Raw genomic sequence first — 22,143 nt, forward strand, 5'->3', positions numbered from 1 at the left:
ACGAATAAGGATTTATCTATGCTAACTGAACAAATCATCCAATCGCTGCGCGCAGTAAGAGAGCAAAAACCACTGGTTGTGAACATCACCAACTATGTCGTGATGAACAACACGGCCAACGCGTTATTGGCGATTGGCGCTTCGCCTATCATGGCGCACTCACAGCAAGAGTTGGCAGAGATGATGTCTTTCTCTGGCGCTTTGGTGATCAACATCGGCACGCTCGACAGTGTGTGGACGCCAAGAATGCGTTTTGCTGTTGAACAAGCGAATGTAAACAACAAGGTTGTGGTTCTTGACCCTGTGGGTTGCGGTGCTAGTACGCTGCGTACCGAGACGTCTCGTGAAATCGCACGCTTAGCTGACAAGTTGATCATTCGTGGTAACGCGTCTGAGATTATCGCGTTAGCGGGCGAGCAAGCGCAAAGCAAAGGTGTTGATGCGCTAGATAGCAGTGATGCAGCATTAGGCGCAGCGCAATGCTTAGTGGCTGAATACGGTGCGAATGTGGTGATTTCTGGTGAGACGGATTACGTTGTCACCAAAGACAGTGTTGTGACGTTAAACAATGGTCATCCAATGATGCCGTATGTCACCGGCATGGGCTGTACCTTAACGGCATTGACGGGCGCATTTGCTGCTGTTGGTGAGGAAAGTGGTTTGGCTGCGGCGGCGGTATTGGGTGTGGTTGGTGAAATCGCGGCTGAGAGCTCACGCGGCCCAGGTAGCTTGCAAATGAATTTACTTGATGAGCTGTATCAGCTAGATGAAGATACACTGATTCAACGTTTGAAGATTCAGTAGATTCAATCTAGATCTGTATTCCTAGCTTATTAAAAAGCCCTCAACACATATGTGTTGAGGGCTTTTCTATTATTGCTTCAAAACCGTATTAACTCGTCGTCGTGTTAGTTATCTCGTTATATGAGCAATTGGTTTCGTTAGGTTCTAAATCGATTCACTTGGCTCTCTAAGTGATGAGCAACTTCGGTTAAGTCGCTCGCTGCGCCAGAAATGCTGCTGACAGACTCTTGGTTGCTCTGCGCGATGGTATTGGCACCTTGCGCGTTTTCACCTAGAGATTTTGTTAGGCAATCTTGTTCATCGACGGACACTGCTATCTGGCTATTCGCTTGGTTCAGATCTTGAATGTGTTGGTTGATCACATGTAAGTTCTGAGAAGCTTGCTGTGCCTGAGTTGAAGCATCTGAAACCGTGCTGTGGCTCTCTTTGATCGACTCTAACGCATCTTTAGCGCCACGTTGCAGTGAGGTGATGAGTTCGTCAATCTGGCTTGCAGAATCTTGGGTACGCTTAGCGAGCGTTCTCACTTCATCCGCAACTACCGCAAATCCGCGACCTTGTTCACCCGCACGAGCAGCTTCAATAGCGGCATTCAATGCCAATAGGTTGGTTTGCTCAGATACGCCTTTGATTACTTCAAGAATAGCGCCAATGTTCATCGACTCTTTGTGTAGGTCAGTCACTTTCTGGCTACTCACCTGCATGCTTTCATCGGCGCTGCCAATTTCATGCAGTGTTTTATCGACTTCTTTGAGGCCCATCGCCACATTTTCGGTCGCTTGATTTGCAACTTGAGAGGCGTGGTTAGCACTTGAAGCAATTTCTGATGTGCTGGAAGCCAATTGATCAACGGCAGAAGAGATATTGATCATTTCATTGTTCAGCTGTGTCGCGTTGGTCGAGCTGTTATTGGTCACTTGATTGAGTGACTCCGACATCTCACCAATACGCACGCTAGAGCGGTTCACTTGACCAACAATATCGCGCAGAGATTCAATGGTGATCTCCATGTTGGTCAGCAGTTCGCCAATCTCGTTCTTGCTCTCAATGTTCACCTCAACATTTAAGTTGCCTTGAGAAAGCTCATTGGTGATCTGTTTAACCTGTGCGATGCCTTTGGTAATAGAACGAGTCACCAACACAGCGCTCGTCATGCCAATCACCAAAGCCACACCCGTTAGCAAGAAGATGATTTGAACTGAACGTTTTTCACTGGCTTGCAGTTCTGGCGTTAATGCTTGTTTCTGTTGCTCTAGAATACTTTGAGCATCCGCTACTGCGATAGCCAAGCTGTCACCAATCGAGGCAAGCGTTGCAGTTCTTTGAGTGTTTTCAATCATCTGCTGATGAACTTGCTCAAAGCCTTTTGCATACGCTTCACGTTGGTTTGAGAAGTCTTCGATCAACTCGCTTTGGTAAGGGGATGATTTAAGAGACTCAATGTCGCCTTCAATACCTGGCAACGCGTATTCAAAGATATCTTTACCCGCTTCATAGGTTTTTAGGTCGTTGTTGTTTGAGTAACTCAGTACAGTGATCTTGGCTGCGAGGAAGTTCTCCATCAACATACCCGCGTATAAGCTCGCGTTTGGATCGTTGTTGTTGTACGACTCATACAACAAGCTCTGAGCGGCTTTGAGGGCGTTGGTTTCTCGTTTGACCATCTCGACATTCACCAATTGGTCGATGAGCAGCTGGCTCTGTTTCATTGAGCCATAAGCCGTGTCAAATGCCGCCACGCTGTCTTGCACTAATTGCAGGCTAGCTAGGCTATCGGTTTTGGTGGTGGTTTGGATTAAGTTGTTCAGCAGTTCATCAATCGCGAGTTTGCTTGATTGATAATTCGTTTCGTATTGCTCATCCAATGACTCTAAGTAACGTTCAGAGGCTAAACGCATCTGAAGAAAGTGCACTTGAATGTTGCCTGATAATGTCGCCTTGTGGCTGAGCTCACTGTACTGGCTAAAGCCGTTCGACAAAGTTTGGATACCTTTGTAACTCACAAGGCCTGAAATGACGAAAAAGAGTAAGCAGATGGCATAACCCAGCTTGATCTTAAACGCTATAGAAAGGTGGCGCATAACTATCCCTATATTTACCTGATTCCTTCATAGCGAAGTATTCCATAAAACAGCGTTCTGGACAGGCTTAAGTGAATAGTTTGTGTAATAAGTAACGCTTTCGTTAAAAATTTCAGGATTTTCGGTATGCTTTCAACGAGTTGTATATTCAATGGTGCGCGCTTAATTGAGCTAATTTAGTATTAACTTCCATGCACATGATGCGAATTGTCGGTAAAATGGTAGCAACTCAATTTAGACTCCGACTCCAAAGGCACGATATGAACCCTTATAAGCTCTACTTAGTAACGGATGACCAACAAGATTTAGAAACGCTTAAGTTCGTGGTTGAACAAGCGGTCGCTGGTGGTGTCACTATGGTTCAAGTAAGAGAGAAGCATGGAGATGTGAGATCTTTTATTGAACGAGCGCAGACCGTTAAATCGATTTTGGCTGGCTCTGGCGTATCGCTGATCATTAACGATCGGGTAGACGTTGCGTTGGCTGTGGATGCTGACGGCTTGCATTTAGGACAGTCAGATATGCCGGCTGAGTTAGCCCGTCAGTTGATTGGTCCAGATAAGATTCTTGGTCTTTCGATTGAAACTGAACAACAGCTTCAAGAAGCCGATAGTCTGCCTATTGATTACATTGGCCTCAGTGCACTTTTTGCCACACCGACCAAGACGAATCTTAAGAAACATTGGGGTTATGACGGCATTAAAATGGCGTTGGAGACAACGAAGTTACCGATTGTCGGTATTGGTGGAATTAACGAATCGAACATCCCGCAGTTAGTTGAGAGCGGTATTCATGGGTTAGCACTGGTATCTGCGATATGTCACGCTGAAGATCCAAAACAAGCGACGCGTGATCTGTTGTCTCTAATGGGGGAGTGAAGGGGTTATAGACTAGAAAACAAATGAGGTTAACCATTTGTTTTCTAGTTAAACAACAGGCTCATAAAAAGGCTAAATTGGCCTATTGATTGAGCTTTTAAGACAATTTATTGAATACACAGTTTGGTTTACTGAGCGCATAAAGCAACAGTTCCGATGATCATAAGAACGATCGCGGCATACCAGCCGTATTGTGCGGTTTTATCAGCAACAAACACCTTAATGTAGTTAAGTTCTTCATGCGCCATTGCAATGAAGTCTGTGTAGTTAATCGATAACTCGCGGCTCGCTTCTTTCAAGTCTTGCTGAAGTTTGTTGAAAGCCTCATCGATGAAGCCTTTTGTTTCTGAAACAGACGGAGTAGCAACCAAAGTTAAGCTATTCCAAACTGCCATACGCGATTCATACTCGCTTTCACTGACACAATTAAGTACGCGTAAATCATACTCTCGTTTGTTACGCTCTTTGCCCATTTTCTCAGGGCAAATATTTCTTAAAACGTTCACGACAAATTTTCCAAAAGGTTCATTTAGATATAAAAAAGCACTCGAAGAGGGCTCATAAACTGGGTGCGAATCAATATTCAAAGGTGATCTATTTGAAGCTTTCACAAGTGGTTGCAGGGCAGGGGCACTTATGTGGGAGATTTGAAGTTGGGTCAGTGGTGTTAAAGAGCGATTTGGTTTTGTCGATATCAGTTTGATAAGACAAACCCTTTGGGATCGCATACTAGTTATGTCACTTTGGGATATCAACTAGGGTGTTTTATCCACACGACAAAGAAAATTATCGGCACGAAGAGCGGAAATGAGGTAGTGCTGGAGAAAACACCACCGTCATTGATTTAGGATTCCGTTGCTGAAATAGGTGAACTCAAGGATTGGGGGAGATTAGTTGGCTTGCCATTGATTGTTCTCTAATGAGTGGCCTTTTAGTTTTTCAAGTAAACTTGTTAACACTGGGCCATTGATATGGCTGCGAGACACTAAGCAACCCACAGGAGTAATCCAACCACCATGCTCGTGTGCCACTGGCAGTGCAACGAGATCGCCTTTCTGAATTCCTTCCATCACCATCATTTCAGGCACATTTGCCCAGCCTACGTTTTGTTCAACGAGATCGATGATTGTTTTGTGGTTGTTTGCATACCAAAGCATGGAGCTGATGCCATAGGTGAACCACAATTCGCGCTGCTTCGAACTGCGATGCACACATTGGCGGTAGCGCTTTAGGTCTGAGTCTTGAACGACGGGCATTTGGCTCAGCTCGTGTGTGGCAGAGCTAACCGTAAGAAAGCGTGCTTGGCCCAGTAAGAAAAAGTCCATATCTACTTTAAGTTCACCGTCCGCATAGATGATGCCAATCTGTGCTTTTCCGCGTCTGACTAAGTCTTCAACATCGAAGGTTGAGGTGGTAATAATATCGAAGTGTGTGATTGGAAACTGAACGGCTAGTGAGCTGATTATCTTAATGAAATTCTTATCTATGATGCTCTCATCAATGGCAATGATCAGTTCGTGTTCATCTTCTTGTGTCAGCGACTCTACTTTTTGGTCGAAGTACTTTTGTTGGTCGAGAATCGACTTAGCGACAGGCAATAACGCTTTACCGGTGTTGGTCAAAACAGGGATGTTTTTCTCGCGGTTAAACAGCTCTTGGTCGATGGCAATTTCTAGGTTGGCGATCGACTGGCTGACTCCAGACTGAGCGCGTTTCAGTTTGCGAGCGGCGGCAGAAAAAGAGCCACTTTCACACACGGTGACGAAGACTTTTAGTTGCTCAAAACTGTACATGTTACCTCTCGCTCAATACCAAATGGGATGATAACGCTCAGGCTATCACTAATCGTGATGACTGTTAACTTTCTCTTATTATTTCCGATGACATAATCCGAGCTAATCCAACACAGACTAGATTATTTAGAGGAATGTATGAGTACGTTAGAAAGAGTGTTCCACTCAGTGTTATTCGAAATTTTGGCCGTAACACTTTCAATTATAGGCTTGGCGATATTTACCGATCATGATGTGAATGCCTTATCAGGAACCATGATAGTTGTTGCTACAATCGCTATGATTTGGAATTACTGTTTTAACCGCATTTTTGATCGCTACTTTACGGGTGAAAAATCTCAGCGTTCACTTAAGCTGAGAATATTCCATGTGGTTTTGTTTGAAGCAGGCTTGTTGATAGCGACGATCCCAGTGATGGCTTTCTTGCTTAATGTGGGGATTTGGCAGGCATTCTTAATGGATATCGGCGTGACCATTTTTATTACCATATACGCGTTTGTGTTTAATCTGATTTACGATCATGTGAGAGCCTTCTTGGTGAGAAGACGCGAGTTAGTTTTACTTTAGTGATTAGTGATTAGTGATTAGTGATTAGTGATTAACGTTGAGTGTTAGCTAGCGACTCGCGAGAAAATACGGGGTGTATCAAGGTTTCGGTCGAAATTACGCCTCCGTTAGTCGTGATAAAGTCTGCTATCTTGTAACGTAAGCTGAATCACTTTTCATGGATTGCTTTAGAGGAACGGATGCCAATGAGTCACCAATCACTTGCGATAGTGAGCAAAGAAGAAGTTGAACTCTTTCTTGGGTTATTCCAACACCTAGATGGTGATATCTATTCTTTGCTCCGCGATGCAAAAATCCCTAACGATATATTAACCAATCGTCAGCACTATCAATATCTTCCAGAAACCACGATCAAGAACGTACTGGATCTTATGGGTCGCTCTTCGTCCAAAGAAGAATTTGCGCTGTATATTTGGAATTTTTGTAAACAGGTTTATGTTCCAAGGTTTGTCGCTCAACTCTCCCAAGAAAGTTCATTGAAATCGGCTTTAGAACAGTTTTGTGAACAGATAAAGCTGCAATCCAGTGACGCCAATATGTATGTGACTCAATCGGGCGGAAAGTGGTGGTTTGTTCGTGAGAAGCAACACAACGACAGTGTTTGGGCTCATTTTTCAGAACTGTTTGCCGTGGTGTTCATGAATGAATTGCTACTGAAATTGACACAAGGGCAGTGGGCTCCAACCGAAGTGGGCATTCAAGGGGATGATATAGAAAGCTTTCAATGTTTACCGCAAATGGGGCCGGCTCAGCTTTTCAGTGGAAGGCCCGTGACGGCCTTTTGTATTCCGGAAACAATGATGTTGTCGCCGATAGTTTTGGCGAGGCAAGCCCAGGCTCGTCCCAAAGCAGAGGATGACGCTAAAGGTAACTCGGCTTTTCCCAACACGTTTGTCCCATCATTTTGTTTGGCGATAAAACCTTACCTATCAATGGGTAAACTTCCAATAAGTTTAGCCTCTGATATTCTCAACATTCATGTTCGTACTATTCAAAGACGACTTGATAAGGAAGGTGTCACCTATAAAAAGCTCATTGAAGATATGGTGCTAGAGCAGACCTTAGAGTTGCTAAAGTACTCTGACCTTTCCATTACCAGTATCGGATCTAAGATGGGGTATTCTGACTCATCTCACTTCACACGCGCTTTCAAACGCCAAATGAACATGACACCTAGACAATACCGGAAGTCATACTGCTGAGCATCACACAATCTCCATAGAATTCCCCTGTGTCATCAAATGGCAGTTTTTCAACCTTGAAGAGTGGCAACATCACTACTAAGTTATTGAATGTTGATGAGATGTTTTAGTGCTGTCGTTTACGCTTGTCGTAATTCCTAAAAACACCTTTGAAACCTCATGACACTCAATCGTAGTTATGGACTCGTTATGGGAAATGGATTCCACTCATTTACGGATAACAAGGTGTGAAAATGAAAAATGCAGGCTTAAAGCTTTCTATGGTAGCGCTTTCGTGCTCATTTGCTCTCTCGGCAAACGCGGCATCAACGCTTTTTACGAATGTTGATATTTTCAACGGCACAGAAAACAAGCTTTATGAAAACCATCATGTTCTCGTTGAAGACAATCTGATCAAACAGATCTCAGCAAGCCCTATTGAAGCAGGCGAGGCTGCCGTGATTGATGGTGAAGGGAAAACCTTGATGCCAGGCTTGATTGAAGGCCACGGGCACTTATTGCTGAACGGCGGAAACCTGAGCGATCATGAAAACAACCGTACTATCGAAGAGCTAGCGGCGCGTTCAACGGTTAACGCAAACGCAGCATTCCAATCGGGCTTTACTACTTGGCGTGATGCTGGTGGTTTGAATACAGGCCTGCGTAAAACGATCGATTCTGGGATGATAACGGGGCCACGTCTTTACACGTCGGGTGCCTTTATTGGTCCAACCGGATCTCACGCCGATTTTAGTAACCTAACCACGGCTAACCAACATTTCTTTGGTTCAACAACCAGTATGGCTCGCAATAGCGTGAGCTTTAATGCGGATGGTATTACTGAAATTAAAGCGGCGGCACGTCAGAACTTTAAGCAAGGTAACAGCCAGATAAAGATCATGTCATCGGGCGGTGTTGCATCATCTTTTGACCCGTGGCAGTTAAATGCGATGTCAGCGGAAGAGATTGAAGCTGCGGTTGAAGTCGCAGATGCTTATGGCTCTTACGTGATGTCACATGCCTATAGTAAAAAAGCAATTATGCGTAACCTCGACGCAGGGGTTAAAACCATTGAACATGGCTTTATGTTCGATGGCGATATTGCCGACAAAATGGAAGACAAAGGCGCGTATATCACCACCAATATGACCGCGTTCTCACCATATTTAACTCAGATAGAAGCGATCAACTCTAACCCAGCCTCTAAGCGTAAAGCAGAGTCTGCAACTAAAGCATTCAAAGACTACATCTCGAACGTAAACAAGTATCAGCCTAAATGGGGTTTCCACACGGACTGTGTTGGTGACATGGTTTCTTGTATTAAACAAACCGACCACACGATTTACCTTGCGGGTAAAGAGCTTGGTAACTTCTTCACCTTGAAAGGCATGACATCAGTAAATGGTGAAATCATGAAGTTATCTGGCGTGATGGACCCGTATCCAGACGGTAAATTGGGTGTGGTGGAAGAAGGTGCGTACGCCGATCTACTTATCGTAGAAGGTAACCCACTTGAAGACTTATCCGTGATTGGGGCAAACGAGAAGTGGTTTGACGCAGAGCCACGTAACCCTGAAATCGATACCATCAAAGTCATCATGAAAGATGGCAAAGTCTACAAGAATACACTTTAACTTCGTTTAATTGATGGCCTGCTCCGGTAGGCCTCTTTCTTCAAGGTGCACATCATGCAAAAAACACTTTCTCTTGTCTTGTCAGTGTTATCACTTACTGCTGTCTCTCTACCAACTTATGCCAATACGGCCGTTGCTCTTGAGTGGCAAGACCTTAATTCTGCTGCACAGGAAGTGACACTCGAAATGCCTGATCTGACCGATCAACAAATGCGCCTATTACAAGGTGTGATAGCGATGAGTGCATCAAAGGAAGAACAAGCGCAACAACAGGCTGTGGAATTCAAAGAAACGTTAAAAGAGCAAGGCATCAACGCAGATGAAGTGATCGCACTTCGTGATGAGTATATGCAAACCATGAAAGCAAGCGCTGAAACGATCACCACTGAGTTTGATGGCAAGAAGGTTCGAGTACCCGGTTTTATTGTTCCTTTAGAGTTCTCTGAAGGAATGACAGCAACAGAGTTCTTATTAGTTCCCGTGGCTGGAGCGTGTATCCACATGCCACCACCACCTGCAAACCAGATTGTGCGTGTGTCTTTCCCTGAAGGCTTTCAGGTACAGAACGTTCAGTATCCTGTATGGGTTGAAGGCGATTTTAGCTCAAACAAAGTGACCGAAGAGGTTTATCTCGTTGATGGGAAAAGTAACCTCACTATGGGCTATGAAATGAATGCTTCAATGATTGAAGACTATTACGAGAAAGAAAATTAATGGTTGTCATCAAATGACAATTTTCGATGTGAGCAATGAATAAAATAGAACGAACTTAAAAAGCATTGGTGACAAGATGAATTCAAGATTATCTAAAGTAAGTATGGCAGTGATGGTGGCGGCAACCTCATTGAGTCCTGCGGTTTATAGTGCAAACTTTGAAGGTCCAGACTCTGTTGAAAATACCATTGCACAACAAAAAGATCAGCAGCTGAATTGGCGCGAAAAGCTTGCCGCAGATGGCTTTACATTTGGTGCGGATTACTTTGCTTTAGGCCTTACCTCTGGAGATGGGGTTGGTGGCGATAGCGTAGATGCCTCATCGGGTGTGGCACGACTGTACGGTTCATGGCATCTACTAGGGAACGGCACGCAGAACTCAGGTAGCTTGGTATGGAAGGTCGAACATAGGCATGCCTATGGCAATACTTCACCAAAAGAGTTTGGCTTTATAGGTTCAGACCAAATTGGATATGTAGGCTTGATAGCTCCAGCTTTCAGTGACCAAGGTTTTCGAGTTACTGACTTAAATTGGAAGCAGAAAATCAACGATGGTAAAGGCACCATTATTGTTGGCTGGCAAGATGTGACGAACTATGCCGATGTTTACGCTTTAGCAAGCCCTTGGTCTGGTTTTACGAATTTAGCATTCTCGACAGGTTCAGGTGCAATGGGCTTGCCGGATGATGGTGTGCTTGCGCTTTCTGCTGGTCATATGCTCGGCGAGAATTTTTATGTGGTCGGTGGTATCGCCGATGCAAATGGTCAGTCAGATGATATCTTTGATGGCTTTGACACCGCTTTTGGTAGCGATGCATCTTACTTTACAACCTTGGAGTTAGGTTGGACGGCTTCGCAAGAGCAAATCTATACCGATAATTTCCATGTGACCTTCTGGGATTTTGGCGACGATACTCGTCATAGTAATAGCCTTGCAACGGAAGGTGGTTCAGGGGTTAATTTTTCATGGAGTCAGTTTATGACTCCTCAAGTGATGCCGTTTGTTCGTGGTGGTTTCTCTGAAGGGGATGTTGCCCTTTACGATAAATCAATTTCCGTTGGTATGGGCTATTTCGGGTTAGGAAAACCAACCAATAACCTAGGTGTCGCGCTGAACTGGGCTGAAGTGAACGGTGATTCTTTTGAAGCTGATGCTAAAGCGATAAGTGGTGGTACAGAGCAGTGGACAGCTGAAATCTACTACAACATGCAGTTTGGTGATCACCTTCAAGTTACGCCAGATATTCAGTACATCAAAGATCCTGCGTTCTCTAGTGAAAGCAGCGCTTGGGTATTCGGTATTAGAGCGAGACTGTTTATCTAATTTCGCTTAACGTTATCTTGTTTAGACTTAAAGCTAAACGTAAAAAGTGAGCCCTTAGTGGCTCACTTTTTTGTTTCTCGTTCGATTAAACCTAATCTATTCGAGTGCTTAGGCTTTTTCGGTTTTCTGCGTGTCATCCAGTGCAAAGTAGATTTTAGAAACAATCACTTCGGCAACCAGAATGGTAAAGACCACAGCAAAGAAGGCGATGACACCGTTCCAAGGCCCTGTGAAATCGACTTTGTCACCAAATAGAATATTGATAGCTTCTAGCATCACGAATTTTGAACCGACGAGAATCACGTAGCTCGACAGGCCTCTATAGATCTTAGGGGCAGTGCCGGGTTTCGACTTGAAGTAATCCGCGAGCTTATGTTCTAAGCCGATGGATAACTTGAGCAACAGCTGTAGCAAAATCGCGGCAGCAAATGAGATGGTGAAAGACTCGATATTGACGAAGTCCCAGTATTCATCAAAAAAATTGAGAACGGTTAAATCAACGAGGACGGCGAGTGTGTAACCGACAAAGAGCCGTTGGGGCGTATTAAATCCATATACTTTTTCTATATTGCTCATCTACATCTTCCTGAGTAAAGGGTTATAAAAAACTTAGGAGATAAACTTATAATTTTCAAACGCTTATTCTTTTATATGCGAAACAGCTCTTAAACCGGGTGTGGCGTATTATGGTAAGTATCCCTGTCGAGATTGATTCAAGATGGTACTTCGACTTAAAGAGGAGTACGTATGATTATTTATTTTAGGATACAAGACGTAGAAGAGCTTTGGGGCACGATAGATTTAGCGACACTATTACAACTCGAACTTAGAGGGATATCAACACCTTCATTAACTATCTGATTGAAATAGTGATATTACCAATTACACTTGAAGCATAAGTTTGAATGGAGTCAACTTAATGCTTTCACCCCGCACGTTATGTCACACCTTAATTCCCCTTATTCTTGGTAGCTTCATGTCTTCGACTGCGTATGCTTCAAATGAAGCGATAAAGGATCGTTTAGAGAAGATATTCGCCGCATCGATTGCCCTTACAGACAGTGACGCTGTTTCGATTGGCTTTGTTGATTTTGATCCGAACTCGTTTATTAACCTCAATGACAACGGTTTTGGTTCTGACAAAACCATTGATACCCGTAGCCAGGTGAGCGTTGGTTCCATTCCTTATTCGTCGACCATCAAAACCGACAATCCTGATCTCGATGTGATTTGGTCTGTGCGCGCATCTTATGTGTTGTCAGAACAAGACATTGAGTTCTCAACCGACGTGACTTCTGATCGTCGTCTGAATCCAAATAAAGACACCGTGTTGGGCCTGTATGGCTTTATGGGGCTTCAAAACCAGTTAGACCGACATTGGTCTATCGGTTATGGCTTAGGCGTCCACACACTCTATTACCGCAATAAATACGAGTACAAAAACAGTTACACCAGAACCTTTCAATCGCAACTCGATGGTTATGCGTTGAACACGTCAGCATGGGCATTAATCGGTGAGCCTTCCGTTAAGTTGCAGTATTTAAAGCCGACCAACTGGGGAAGCTGGAACGTATCTTCTAGAGCTCGTTATTTTTATGGGACAGGGTGGGGAGAAGCCAACGACGGTGATATCGGTAACCCTGAAGGTTTCCGGTTTATTAATGAGATTGAATTCAGACAAAACGTAAAGTGGGAGTCACTTTCCCTAAATAACCCGCAGGTTCACTATAACTTCAGACGAATCGATATCGCGGGTGATCTCGAAGATCCTTTTGACACCCATTATTACTACGAATTTGGGGCTGGTTTGGTATTTGATGTTCCTTACGATTCTTACTTCTTTGATAACTTTGGTGTCGGAATCAACTTCAATTACGGAAGTTCATTGAGTGGCGGTAGCTTACTCTTTTTACTCAATAATTAGCATAAGTCGTTGATCCTAAAAGTATGCATATAATTTGAATTTGTATGTGTCGTAAAATGGTAAATATCTTAGTGGAAACTTAGCCATCATAGCGATTCGCCCATCACCAGAGCAAACTATGAACAAGTTAAGTTTTGACCGCAAAATTCCGCTATACGTGGTGTCTACACTTGCCCTCAATATGGCCGTTAGTCTGTGGTTATTGAGTGTGGTTTCTTCGGCAGTCATGGCTTTTTCTGTGTGCGCTTTATTTGTGCTCAGCAGCCTCATTACTGCACGCCTATATCGACATGAAATGGCTCAAAGCAAGAATAGCTTGTCTGAAGCGATCATTGATGGCGTCGCTGGTTTTATCATCCTCGACAGTCAATTGAGGGTAATACAAGTCAATCAACAGTTCTCTCGAGTGTCAGGCTATGCCTTTGACCAAGTCCAGTCTCGCCCGATTTCTGATCTCTGCTTCATGAATAACAGCAGTTTGATATCGACTATCACTCGTTCACTTAAGGAAAATCATAGGTGGAAAGGAGAGTTGAGTGGGGTCAGTCGACTTGGCGAGCAGTTTACTGTCAACGTTGTAGTGGAAAAGCTAACCGAAATCCTGCCGCACAATAATAAATACGTTGTGACCTTTACGGATATTAGTCGACGCAAAGTATTAGAGCGTCGATTAAGAATGCTGGTGGACACCGATTCTCTAACAGGGTGTTGGAATCGTCGCCGTTTTGATAAAGATCTCAACCATTATTCAAACTTAGCGGAGCGTTATGGTTACACGCACTCTTGTTTGGCGCTAATCGACTTGGATCACTTTAAATCCATTAACGATAACCACGGCCATGACCAAGGTGACGCGGCACTTAAAGAGGTCGCTGAACTGCTGAGAAATAACAGCCGAGACACTGACATCGTAGCGCGAGTTGGCGGTGAGGAGTTCGCTATCTTAATGCCAGAAACTAACTTGGCAGAAGCGTTTGAGGCGATGTATCGATTGAAAGAAGTGATAGCCAAAGGCACAAGTTTGAATTTAACCGTGAGCAGTGGTGTGTCTGAAATACAGGCACAAGCCGAAGCGACTTATCGCAGTGCAGATAAGGCGCTTTATTGCGCCAAAGATAACGGGCGAAATAGGGTGTGTAGCTCTAGCTTTAGCTCAGGTTACGCGACACCAATCGTCCTTAGTTAGGCGTGTGTCGCTCTGGCTAATTGGTTAGATCTGCATCTAAGCCGAGATCGAGCGTTGGTAAATCTTGGGCGTGAGGCCTGATACGCGTTTGAAGGCTCGCGAAAAATGAGAGATGTTGGTGTATCCCAACTGGCTCGAAATGTAAGTCAGCGTGTGACCTTCTTCCATAAGCTCACATGCGACTGAAAACATAAGGTTTTCTTTGATCTTTCGATAGGTCGTATTTTCATATTTGAGTTTGCGTTGAAACGTTCGCACAGAAAAGTTGAGTAGTTCAGCCGCTTCTTCAAGTGAGAGGTCTTGTTCTTTCATATAGGGCTTGAGTAGCTCATAAACGCTGTCAGTAAAGCTCGTGTGCCACTCAACAATCGCAGGCTTGTTACTCAAATCTTTGGCCGTGAGACGAATAGGGATTTGTAAGATCTCGTCAGGGATCATAATGGCTGTAGAGCTATGGTCGATAAATAGTTGGCAGTGACTTGAAAGCAGTGTTTTAACGATGTCTGTGTTATGTCCTTGTAAGCGGACTTTGGTTGGTTGCCAAGGTGATTTAGATAAAATGGTTATTAGTTCAATGATATAGGTGATAGCGAAAACTTCACCCCATTGGAACATCGGAGAACTATCTTCAGGGGCGGTTCGACAAAACCAACTTTGCCCATGCTCTTGGATAAAATCGACTTTGCTGCCGGGAGAATCGTACGTGAAAATCGTGTTGATGTGTTTTAACGAATCTTCAATCGTTTCGAACTCGGTAAATTGATGCAATACGTATGGGATGATTCTTTGTTTAAAGGCGAGGGCGAGTAGGTCTGTAAAGCGAGAGACGCCAAGTTGTGACGACGTTAGATAAATCAGTCGTTTAATCGATTCTGATGGCACAAAGTCGCTTTCAGACTCAATAAGATCAGGCGGCAAACCCGAATCCTTTAGCAATTTATGTAGGTCAAGTCCGTAGTCAGTAAAAACTTGAACCAGTATTTTTGCGTAATTGGTTTGAATTACAGGCACTTGGTAAGTGGCGTCAACCATATTTCAACAGTCCTTGTATGCAATTGCATTATTTAGACACGCGTATCATTTAGCGTGTTTAGTTTAATAAATCTAACCCTATTTACTTGAGTTTTCCATGGTCGGGTTTATTTTTAAGGTATTAATTTTGTTGATGTTAGTTATTTAGAAGGGAGTCCCATGTCTGAAGTCACAGGGAACAAGCAAGACGATAGTGAAGAAGTTACTCAACCAAAAAACGGAAAAGACAGGGTAAGAAAGGTCACGAACTACCTCCTATTTTTTGTGGCATTTACACTGCTATTCAGTGTAATCGCAGATCGTATTATTCCTATCACTGATAATGCACGCGTGAAGGGTTATATCGTCCCGATAAAACCAGAGGTGTCGGGCAAAGTTTTGGATATTTTAGTCCAACCGAATCAATTGGTTAATCAAGGTGATACGCTCGCCATTCTTGATGAATCGGATTACCGAATTGCCGTTGCACAAGCTGAACAAAACCTTGAAATTGCCGGACAAAATGTTGGCGCACAAACAGCGAGTATTGCTTCTGCACAGGCCAAGCTTACGTCAGCGATTGTTGAAAGACAGAACACCAAGTTGCAAGCTAAACGTGTATTGGAGATGGCCGACAAAGGTGTGGTCTCTAAATCTGATGCAGACAAAGCTAGGGCAGCTCTAGCAACTTCTCGAGCGGCTGTTGTCAATGCAGAGGCGGATCTTGAAGGTGCGAAACAACAAATGGGTAAAGAAGGCGAAGAAAACAGCCAAGTGAAAGCCGCATTATTGGCGTTGGAGCAAGCTCAATTAAACCTAGAACGTACGGTTATTAAAGCGCCGACTCAAGGTGGTGTGTCTAATTTCAGTTTGTCAGAAGGTTTCTATGCATCTGCAGGGCAAGCCATTATGACGTTTGTTTCTACTGAAGATATTTGGATTGAAGCCTACTTCCGTGAAAACAGCCTGGGTAATGTCACTGTGGGTGATGAAGTGGAAGTCGCTCTCGATTTTGCTCCGGGGCAAATCGTTAAAGGCCGAGTGAGCAGCATCGATTGGGGCGTAGACTGGGGGCAAAATGATCAAGCGGGTAAACTTGCTCAAGCGAGTCAGCAAACAGGTTGGTTACGTCAAACTCAGATGCTTCCTATCATGATTGAATTTGAACGAGACGATATGCAAGGAATGTTGAGAGTTGGTGGGCAAGCGGACGTGATTGTTTACAGTGGTGATAACTTTGTTTTCAATGCGATAGGCAAATTGTGGATTCGATTTATAAGCGTATTGTCTTATGTCCGATAAGCCCATTCTTGACCAACAAACACAGCAACGGATCCTGCGTTACACCGTCGGGGTCACGTTGGCTGTATTTTTGGCGGCGTGGATCAATTGGCCATTGGCATTTGTGGCTCCTGTATTCACAGCCAAGTTCTTAATCGACAAGCCAGATCTCCATAAAGAAACCGTCTACGAGCTGTTATTGGCCGTGGTGGTGACCATGGGGCTGGGCTTGTTGTTGTCTCGTGGAATCACACACTATCCAGTCCCTCTTTTGATTTTAGTGGGCTTGATGATGCTTTGGGGTTACTACTTATTCGTTGACCCTAAATGGAACTTGTTCGCGACGATTCTGTTGATCGCAGTGCTCATGTTACCGTTCATGGCCATTTCTAATCCGGGTGTTTCCGTATTATTAGCATCGGGCTTAGCAACCTCAGGTGTGGTTTCAGTGACGATTTTTGCACTCGTACATTTCTTTTTTCCGGAGCCTAAATCTGAATTCTCAGGGTTCGCCGCAGCGCCACTCGAAAGGAAACAGCGTTGGTATGCGGCCTTTAGGGCGATGATTATCTCCTATCCAGTAGTTTGTTTTTTCTTTATTTTTCAAATATCTGAAGCTTTACTGACAATGATGTTCATTGCCTTGCTATCGTTGATGATTACGTCAGAGAAGTCGATAAAGTTGAGCGCTTTTCTGGTGATAAGTAACGGTATCGGGGGATTGCTGGCGATTGCTGCTTTTTCAATTCTTTCGATAGTACCCAACATTGTCTTCTATTCTTTGTTTATAGGACTCATTGCCATTCTTATAGCTACCAAGATCTACACGGTTCCTGAAAAAGCACCTATTTTTGCCACTGCATTTAGTACCTTACTGGTACTGGTTGGTAGCACATTGATGAGTTCCGGTGACATCGATAGCAACACATTCATACGCATATTCCAATTAGTGTTAATTGGCATATACATGATTTTGGCTTCACTCTTCCTTGAAACCAGGAATTGGAAGTTCTTACAAAATCAGCCTTAATTTTGCCCTTACAAGGACGTCTCATGAAGTTAACCGATGATTTTTCTAAACAGGCGATTGATGCCGCAATTAAGATTGCTGCCATTGCCATGCTCGTCTATTGGTGTTTTTCGATTTTGCGCCCATTCATTCTTTTGGTGATATGGGGCGCGATCATTGCGACTGCGTTGTATCCAGTGGCGGTCGCAATTTCAAATAAAACGGGGATGTCGAAAGGTAAAGCCAGTGCATTACTGAGTCTCATCGGCGTGTTATTACTGTTGATTCCGTTGGTTGCGCTTTCTTCAGGTATCTACACAAGTGCATCCGATTTGATGGCGGGGCTACAAGATGGAACTTTGTCACTGCCTAAACCGAAAGAATCTTTGCAAGACATCCCTTTGATTGGTGAAAAGGTCTATGCAACTTTGGTTCATGCCTCGAACAATATCGAGGGGGTGTTCATTAAGTATGCTGAAGAACTCAAGATATTCGCTTCAAAAGTGGCCTCAGTTTTAGGCTCACTAGGTGGTGGTTTCATTCAATTTATTATATCGACCATTATTGCTGGTGCGTTCATGAGTAATGCTGATAAATGCCAAACAGGAGTCACTCATTTAGTGGCGCGTTTAACGGACGGCAAAGGTGAAGAATTGGTTCAGCTTTCTAAGTCGACCGTGCGCAGTGTTGTGCAAGGCGTTATCGGTGTTGCTGTGATTCAATCCATGATGTCGGCAATCGGTTTGGTGATTGCAGGCGTTCCTGCCGCTGCGTTTTGGGCGCTCGCTGTTCTGCTCATTGCAATCATCCAACTTCCACCGATTCTTGCTCTATTACCTGCGATTATTTACATGTTCAGCGTTGAATCGACGTTAGCGGCGAGCTTGTTCTTAGTGTGGTGTATTTTGGTCAGTGGTAGTGACGCTATCTTGAAGCCAGTATTGCTAAGCCGCGGATCTCATATTCCAATGTTGGTGATTCTGTTGGGCGCATTAGGTGGCATGGCGATGTCGGGCATTGTCGGTTTGTTTGTCGGTGCTGTGATACTGAGTTTAAGCTATGAGCTGATGATGGCGTGGCTTGGACTTGAAGAGAAAAACCAAGAAGAAACTGAGAAAAAAACCGCAGAGGTTGAGGAAAAATAGATGAAGCCAGTCTCTAAAGACGACAACTTCTACTTCTTATTTTATGCATTGTTAGTGCTGTTTTTTGGCTGTGCAGTGATGCAACAGTTTTATCCGCAGGGTCAAAAGACCATTCTGTTTTTGATCATTATTACTTTGGCTGTTTCGATTGTGGGCATCCATAAAGAGCGAGCCTTGTATCGCTCTTGGTATGGTCTGCTATTGATAACCGCTACGGTGTCGGGGGTATTCTCTTTTTTGGAGGACTATAATCTTTCGATAGTGACGTTAACGGCATTGGCTGTGTTTCTGTTCTCACACATTTATTCTGCTCTTAAACAGGTGATGCAAGCCACGAAGGTCACGCCCAATCACATTATTGGTTCTATCTGTATTTACTTACTGATAGGGCTGGCTTGGGCGACCATATACTTGTTGATTCTGGAAATTTTACCCAATGCATTTAATGGCTTGGAAGAAAAAATTTGGCTGACGAATCTGTTTAATGCGCTGTATTTTAGTTTCATCACGCTAACCACCGTTGGATATGGTGACATTTCACCGGCTTTGCCCGTCGCACAGTTCTTTGTGTTTATGGAATCCATTATTGGCAGTTTTTATTTAGCTATCATGGTCGCGAGCTTGGTGAGTATCCGGCTTGCACAGTCTCAATCTCAATAGAACACATACAAAGAAGCCCAGCAGTAGCCGGGCTTTTTTTTGTTTTACGTTCTTCAAAGTCAAACGTAGCTTTGAGATTGAACTCCTTATGAGCTACAAATCTTAAGCTTCAGTGCCTTGAATCTTCTCTAATTCAGCGATAGTCGTTTGCGACACAAGCTGACCATCCATGTAATAGCTCACGTTCTGACCATCTTTGATTCCAGTCAGCGTCGCGGTTTCGCCACTTGTGTAAACAATGTCCATTTGAATGGTGTTTTCGTCGATTTTCATCATCTCACCAGTCTCAATGGCACGATTGTTTGAAATCGGTCCTACAGGCGCTTCTTTGAGGCTTGGATCAAGCTCATCATTCACTTTGAAGTGGGTATCTGTTTTGGTATCAAAGATGTGTGGCGAACCACTGATTGGGTTTTTACCCGTCCAGAACTCCAATGAGTTGAATACCACATAATCGGCCGCGGTAGTAATACCGTATACAGGCGCTAATAAGAAGTTCACACCAGCACGAGCATAACGGTTGTCGACAACTTCGACGTTAAATTTCATCACTTTCCCTGTTACGGCGTTACTACCGATACAACCAGTTAGCGCAGAAGCCAAAACCGTTAGTCCTACAATTTTAAGTGCAATCTTTTTCATTTAAGTACCTGTATAAGTTAGAAGTCTGTTTTGTTGGAACAGGTGTAGTATGGATTTTAATCGATGATCAGTTTTACCATTTAACGCCATCGGCGATATAAAATGGATTCGACTTTAGACACCAAAAGCCAGGTATAAAACGTTGGGTATAAAAAAAGCGCGACCTAAAAGGGCGCGCTTCATGTTTTTTAAAGGAGTGTCGTGCTAATAACAACGGCTACTTCATGACATAGGTATAAGTCTTCACCGCAAGCCAGCGGAAAAATCGGAATAAAAGGGTTGTGGCTTTAACAGTAAACTTGGTGATGGCAACCATTGCTTCTGCAGCAATGCTCATGCATTTATGTAAGTCAGAATCTTTGTATTCAGAATAAGTCATGGTTATTTCTCATTGTTATCTTTCATAAGTAAGTAATGACTCCTGTCTGGCTCTATACCCTGTGCGACTAATGTACGAATATTCGCCGGTTGAGACTTACCATTTAATGCCATATAGATTGAAAGTTAGCCGAAAGAGAAGACGTTGAGATAATTTAAGAACATACCTAGGTGTAACTCATGAAGTTACCGAGAAATCGTGGATAATAGTGGTATGATCGCGGGCTCAGCACCGTGAGTTATCAAGAATAGGAAAGAGAATGACTAACCTTACAGAGCAGCAAGAAGCTGCAATGGCGACGTTTAAGGAAAACTTACACCTTCCAAATGGTGGTTTTCATAAACTGATTATCGAGCTAAGTAAGGAATATCAGCTGCCTTTCCAAAAGGTTCGTGGCGTTTTAAAGAAAGCTCAAAAAGACGTTGAACGTCAAATCCGCGAAGATTTTTCGAGTGTCGATGATGGGGTTCTTAGCAAAGCAAACTGGTTGAGTATTATTAAATCGAAGCTGGTCGAACTGGCGGAAGATAACCAAACGGTGATGGATAAGCTGCAACTCAATCTGAAATATCAAAAAGTACTGTCGGCAACCAATGGTTCAATCGCAAGTGAAGACGAGCGTGACGAATTGATTGAAGAGTTGATTCAAGCTTATGAAAAAGAGGTGTTCAAACCTTTACTTGCGATGCTGCATACAACAAAGCTGTATTGGAAGTTAATGCTGGTGGATGAGACATGTAAGATGAATGAGGAGAATCGTGAGAAGTTCAGTGATTACCCTCAACACATGCAAGCTGCAGAACACTTATATACTCTTGATCAAAAGCTAAGGTCGATGCCGTTAACTTATTAGTCCATGAACGCAATGATAATGACTCATTGGTGATTCAGAGTTTGATATAAGTTGGTTTCAATAGAAGTACGATAACCTAGCTAGCGTTAGCCGCGTGTGAAATGCAAAAAGGGCTAGGTTTCTAATCTGTTTTACTTCTACTCTATTTTGTTCTGCTAGAGCGAATTGAGGGTGACATCTTTGACTTTTTTTATATCTGTCGAACTAGACAGTGTTTCTTTATGTAGCCTATGGGAAATGCTATAGGAGTGTGAAATGTCCTAGGGTGTTTCCGTTGCCTGAAACGATAGTTCCGATGCTTTCTCGTTCATTAAATTCAAAGTCGATGAGATAACTGTGATGTTGTAGCTTGGGCAATATGTGGCGGTGGAGTATATCGCTATTGAGCTGTCGAATCTCGGTGACCCATGAAATCTCTTCTTTGTGTAAGTCTATTTTAATCTTGAGCATTTATTACCTTTTAGTTTATTGACTGTTTTTTCGCGTGATAGTTGGTACCAATGGGTTTGTCGTGTTGTTCTGCGTGACATAACTGTGCCTTGTGTTTATTACATTTATATTTAAGTAGTCGATCTATTTTGAATTCGCTAAAAAGAAAGCAAATGATGAATAGAACGGTAGTGGGATCTGATTTAAAAGCTATTGAATGACTATCTAGGTGAAAGCTGACGCAGAGATGGTGTAACGAGGAATCGAGAACTGTCTTTGTGGAACTTGGACTTACTTTAGCATTAACAGCTCTATAGATTAGAGCCAGGAGGCGAACTATACGCCTAGTTTTTTAAATTACAACCCTATTTTCAATTAATTTTAAAAATATTTTTGATTGATTTATCATCATCTGTTGAGGATGAGTGAACGAAGGGGGTGTGATGAGTCATGTGTTTTTAACCCATCTGTGATTTTGCATCTAGTCGTATTCTTTACAATGAGTAATGTCAATTTAACGGCAAATTTGTAGATTCTTAAGTGGCTGTTATATAGCATCTTTACATTGTAAATTGTAATTCGAAATTTTGGCTGAAGTCTAGTGACTTCAGGGGCTATGGTGTGTGTTTACACTTAATGCTTATACAC

21 protein-coding genes are annotated in these 22,143 nt (G+C 43.4%); 14 read left to right on the forward strand and 7 right to left on the reverse strand.

Annotated elements, in window-relative coordinates; all coding sequences use genetic code 11:
- Positions 1–18 precede the first annotated feature (18 nt).
- The gene (gene thiM, locus AC3CKG_RS22130) at positions 19–804 is read left to right on the forward strand and encodes a hydroxyethylthiazole kinase (RefSeq protein ID WP_488529368.1); all 786 of its coding nucleotides are present in this window, start codon (positions 19–21) and stop codon (positions 802–804) included.
- A gap of 137 nt (positions 805–941) precedes the next feature.
- Here the strand turns inward: thiM and AC3CKG_RS22135 are convergent, their stop codons facing one another.
- Positions 942–2,885 (reverse strand): methyl-accepting chemotaxis protein, encoded by a 1,944-nt coding sequence (locus AC3CKG_RS22135; protein WP_289888153.1) that lies wholly within the window; start codon positions 2,883–2,885, stop codon positions 942–944.
- Positions 2,886–3,145: 260 nt separating this feature from the next.
- Between AC3CKG_RS22135 and thiE the strand changes: the two genes are divergently transcribed.
- Positions 3,146–3,763, forward strand: coding sequence for a thiamine phosphate synthase (gene thiE, locus AC3CKG_RS22140; protein ID WP_488529369.1), 618 nt, complete (start codon positions 3,146–3,148; stop codon positions 3,761–3,763).
- Positions 3,764–3,891: 128 nt separating this feature from the next.
- On the opposite strand, the gene AC3CKG_RS22145 is transcribed toward thiE, so the two are convergent.
- Together AC3CKG_RS22145 and AC3CKG_RS22150 are read right to left on the reverse strand one after the other, a co-directional pair.
- Entirely contained in the window at positions 3,892–4,236 is a 345-nt protein-coding gene (locus AC3CKG_RS22145; RefSeq protein ID WP_009844840.1) for a hypothetical protein, read from the reverse strand.
- Between the two features lie 417 nt (positions 4,237–4,653).
- Positions 4,654–5,556, reverse strand: a complete 903-nt coding sequence (locus AC3CKG_RS22150; RefSeq protein ID WP_488529370.1) for a LysR family transcriptional regulator — start codon at positions 5,554–5,556, stop codon at positions 4,654–4,656.
- A 138-nt stretch (positions 5,557–5,694) separates the two neighbouring features.
- Between AC3CKG_RS22150 and AC3CKG_RS22155 the strand changes: the two genes are divergently transcribed.
- The 5 genes from AC3CKG_RS22155 (at position 5,695) to AC3CKG_RS22175 (ending at position 10,976) form a co-directional block, all read left to right on the forward strand.
- A complete protein-coding gene (locus AC3CKG_RS22155; RefSeq protein WP_488529371.1) occupies positions 5,695–6,123 on the forward strand; it encodes a PACE efflux transporter in 429 nt (142 codons plus the stop codon).
- Positions 6,124–6,302: 179 nt separating this feature from the next.
- Positions 6,303–7,325, forward strand: a complete 1,023-nt coding sequence (locus AC3CKG_RS22160) for a helix-turn-helix domain-containing protein (protein WP_488529372.1) — start codon at positions 6,303–6,305, stop codon at positions 7,323–7,325.
- A gap of 233 nt (positions 7,326–7,558) precedes the next feature.
- Complete coding sequence (locus AC3CKG_RS22165) at positions 7,559–8,938, forward strand: metal-dependent hydrolase family protein (protein ID WP_102308491.1); 1,380 nt, start codon at positions 7,559–7,561, stop codon at positions 8,936–8,938.
- 54 nt (positions 8,939–8,992) lie between these two features.
- On the forward strand, positions 8,993–9,652 hold the full coding sequence (locus tag AC3CKG_RS22170) for a DUF3299 domain-containing protein (protein ID WP_102487104.1): 660 nt from the start codon (positions 8,993–8,995) through the stop codon (positions 9,650–9,652).
- 76 nt (positions 9,653–9,728) lie between these two features.
- A complete protein-coding gene (locus AC3CKG_RS22175) occupies positions 9,729–10,976 on the forward strand; it encodes a carbohydrate porin (protein WP_488529373.1) in 1,248 nt (415 codons plus the stop codon).
- 108 nt (positions 10,977–11,084) lie between these two features.
- On the opposite strand, the gene AC3CKG_RS22180 is transcribed toward AC3CKG_RS22175, so the two are convergent.
- Positions 11,085–11,552 carry a hypothetical protein gene (locus tag AC3CKG_RS22180; protein WP_017105127.1) on the reverse strand — a complete coding sequence of 156 codons (468 nt, stop codon included), beginning with the start codon at positions 11,550–11,552 and terminating at the stop codon, positions 11,085–11,087.
- Between the two features lie 343 nt (positions 11,553–11,895).
- On the opposite strand from AC3CKG_RS22180, the gene AC3CKG_RS22185 reads away from it, so the two are divergent.
- Both AC3CKG_RS22185 and AC3CKG_RS22190 read left to right on the forward strand, forming a co-directional pair.
- Positions 11,896–12,900, forward strand: coding sequence for a Solitary outer membrane autotransporter beta-barrel domain (locus AC3CKG_RS22185; RefSeq protein ID WP_102343964.1), 1,005 nt, complete (start codon positions 11,896–11,898; stop codon positions 12,898–12,900).
- Between the two features lie 118 nt (positions 12,901–13,018).
- Complete coding sequence (locus AC3CKG_RS22190; RefSeq protein WP_488529374.1) at positions 13,019–14,086, forward strand: sensor domain-containing diguanylate cyclase; 1,068 nt, start codon at positions 13,019–13,021, stop codon at positions 14,084–14,086.
- Positions 14,087–14,122: 36 nt separating this feature from the next.
- On the opposite strand, the gene AC3CKG_RS22195 is transcribed toward AC3CKG_RS22190, so the two are convergent.
- Positions 14,123–15,118 (reverse strand): helix-turn-helix domain-containing protein, encoded by a 996-nt coding sequence (locus AC3CKG_RS22195; protein WP_488529375.1) that lies wholly within the window; start codon positions 15,116–15,118, stop codon positions 14,123–14,125.
- Between the two features lie 159 nt (positions 15,119–15,277).
- Here AC3CKG_RS22195 and AC3CKG_RS22200 point away from each other — a divergent pair, with 159 nt between their 5' ends.
- Genes AC3CKG_RS22200 through AC3CKG_RS22215 form a run of 4 tightly spaced genes read left to right on the forward strand, consistent with a single transcriptional unit; the run spans position 15,278 to position 19,192 of the window.
- A complete protein-coding gene (locus tag AC3CKG_RS22200; RefSeq protein ID WP_017109123.1) occupies positions 15,278–16,399 on the forward strand; it encodes an HlyD family secretion protein in 1,122 nt (373 codons plus the stop codon).
- Positions 16,389–17,408: a DUF2955 domain-containing protein gene (locus AC3CKG_RS22205; protein WP_488529376.1), complete on the forward strand. Its 1,020-nt coding sequence runs from the start codon at positions 16,389–16,391 to the stop codon at positions 17,406–17,408. Before AC3CKG_RS22200 ends, AC3CKG_RS22205 begins: the two co-directional genes overlap by 11 nt.
- Before the next feature lie 23 nt (positions 17,409–17,431).
- Positions 17,432–18,532, forward strand: coding sequence for an AI-2E family transporter (locus AC3CKG_RS22210; RefSeq protein WP_102340571.1), 1,101 nt, complete (start codon positions 17,432–17,434; stop codon positions 18,530–18,532).
- Entirely contained in the window at positions 18,533–19,192 is a 660-nt protein-coding gene (locus AC3CKG_RS22215) for a potassium channel family protein (RefSeq protein WP_017109126.1), read from the forward strand.
- A gap of 102 nt (positions 19,193–19,294) precedes the next feature.
- Here AC3CKG_RS22215 and AC3CKG_RS22220 read toward each other — a convergent pair whose 3' ends face one another.
- Complete coding sequence (locus AC3CKG_RS22220; protein WP_102291365.1) at positions 19,295–19,834, reverse strand: DUF3332 domain-containing protein; 540 nt, start codon at positions 19,832–19,834, stop codon at positions 19,295–19,297.
- A gap of 638 nt (positions 19,835–20,472) precedes the next feature.
- On the opposite strand from AC3CKG_RS22220, the gene AC3CKG_RS22225 reads away from it, so the two are divergent.
- Positions 20,473–21,066, forward strand: a complete 594-nt coding sequence (locus tag AC3CKG_RS22225) for a hypothetical protein (protein ID WP_488529377.1) — start codon at positions 20,473–20,475, stop codon at positions 21,064–21,066.
- A gap of 240 nt (positions 21,067–21,306) precedes the next feature.
- On the opposite strand, the gene AC3CKG_RS22230 is transcribed toward AC3CKG_RS22225, so the two are convergent.
- Positions 21,307–21,516: a hypothetical protein gene (locus tag AC3CKG_RS22230; protein ID WP_004731601.1), complete on the reverse strand. Its 210-nt coding sequence runs from the start codon at positions 21,514–21,516 to the stop codon at positions 21,307–21,309.
- Between the last annotated feature and the right edge of the window lie 627 nt (positions 21,517–22,143).

Source organism: Vibrio sp. QJM3NY_15 (assembly GCF_057785995.1).

Bases quoted from the DNA above. Each gene is read 5' to 3' on its own strand.
- AC3CKG_RS22135 (WP_289888153.1), bottom strand. From the start codon at position 2,885: ATGCGCCACCTTTCTATAGCGTTTAAGATCAAGCTGGGTTATGCCATC.
- AC3CKG_RS22155 (WP_488529371.1), top strand. From the start codon at position 5,695: ATGAGTACGTTAGAAAGAGTGTTCCACTCAGTGTTATTCGAAATTTTG.
- AC3CKG_RS22215 (WP_017109126.1), top strand. From the start codon at position 18,533: ATGAAGCCAGTCTCTAAAGACGACAACTTCTACTTCTTATTTTATGCA.
- AC3CKG_RS22200 (WP_017109123.1), top strand. From the start codon at position 15,278: ATGTCTGAAGTCACAGGGAACAAGCAAGACGATAGTGAAGAAGTTACT.
- AC3CKG_RS22230 (WP_004731601.1), bottom strand. From the start codon at position 21,516: ATGCTCAAGATTAAAATAGACTTACACAAAGAAGAGATTTCATGGGTC.
- AC3CKG_RS22190 (WP_488529374.1), top strand. From the start codon at position 13,019: ATGAACAAGTTAAGTTTTGACCGCAAAATTCCGCTATACGTGGTGTCT.
- AC3CKG_RS22205 (WP_488529376.1), top strand. From the start codon at position 16,389: ATGTCCGATAAGCCCATTCTTGACCAACAAACACAGCAACGGATCCTG.
- AC3CKG_RS22160 (WP_488529372.1), top strand. From the start codon at position 6,303: ATGCCAATGAGTCACCAATCACTTGCGATAGTGAGCAAAGAAGAAGTT.
- AC3CKG_RS22185 (WP_102343964.1), top strand. From the start codon at position 11,896: ATGCTTTCACCCCGCACGTTATGTCACACCTTAATTCCCCTTATTCTT.
- AC3CKG_RS22145 (WP_009844840.1), bottom strand. From the start codon at position 4,236: ATGGGCAAAGAGCGTAACAAACGAGAGTATGATTTACGCGTACTTAAT.
- AC3CKG_RS22220 (WP_102291365.1), bottom strand. From the start codon at position 19,834: ATGAAAAAGATTGCACTTAAAATTGTAGGACTAACGGTTTTGGCTTCT.
- AC3CKG_RS22165 (WP_102308491.1), top strand. From the start codon at position 7,559: ATGAAAAATGCAGGCTTAAAGCTTTCTATGGTAGCGCTTTCGTGCTCA.
- thiE (WP_488529369.1), top strand. From the start codon at position 3,146: ATGAACCCTTATAAGCTCTACTTAGTAACGGATGACCAACAAGATTTA.
- AC3CKG_RS22225 (WP_488529377.1), top strand. From the start codon at position 20,473: ATGACTAACCTTACAGAGCAGCAAGAAGCTGCAATGGCGACGTTTAAG.
- thiM (WP_488529368.1), top strand. From the start codon at position 19: ATGCTAACTGAACAAATCATCCAATCGCTGCGCGCAGTAAGAGAGCAA.
- AC3CKG_RS22180 (WP_017105127.1), bottom strand. From the start codon at position 11,552: ATGAGCAATATAGAAAAAGTATATGGATTTAATACGCCCCAACGGCTC.
- AC3CKG_RS22195 (WP_488529375.1), bottom strand. From the start codon at position 15,118: ATGGTTGACGCCACTTACCAAGTGCCTGTAATTCAAACCAATTACGCA.
- AC3CKG_RS22150 (WP_488529370.1), bottom strand. From the start codon at position 5,556: ATGTACAGTTTTGAGCAACTAAAAGTCTTCGTCACCGTGTGTGAAAGT.
- AC3CKG_RS22170 (WP_102487104.1), top strand. From the start codon at position 8,993: ATGCAAAAAACACTTTCTCTTGTCTTGTCAGTGTTATCACTTACTGCT.
- AC3CKG_RS22175 (WP_488529373.1), top strand. From the start codon at position 9,729: ATGAATTCAAGATTATCTAAAGTAAGTATGGCAGTGATGGTGGCGGCA.
- AC3CKG_RS22210 (WP_102340571.1), top strand. From the start codon at position 17,432: ATGAAGTTAACCGATGATTTTTCTAAACAGGCGATTGATGCCGCAATT.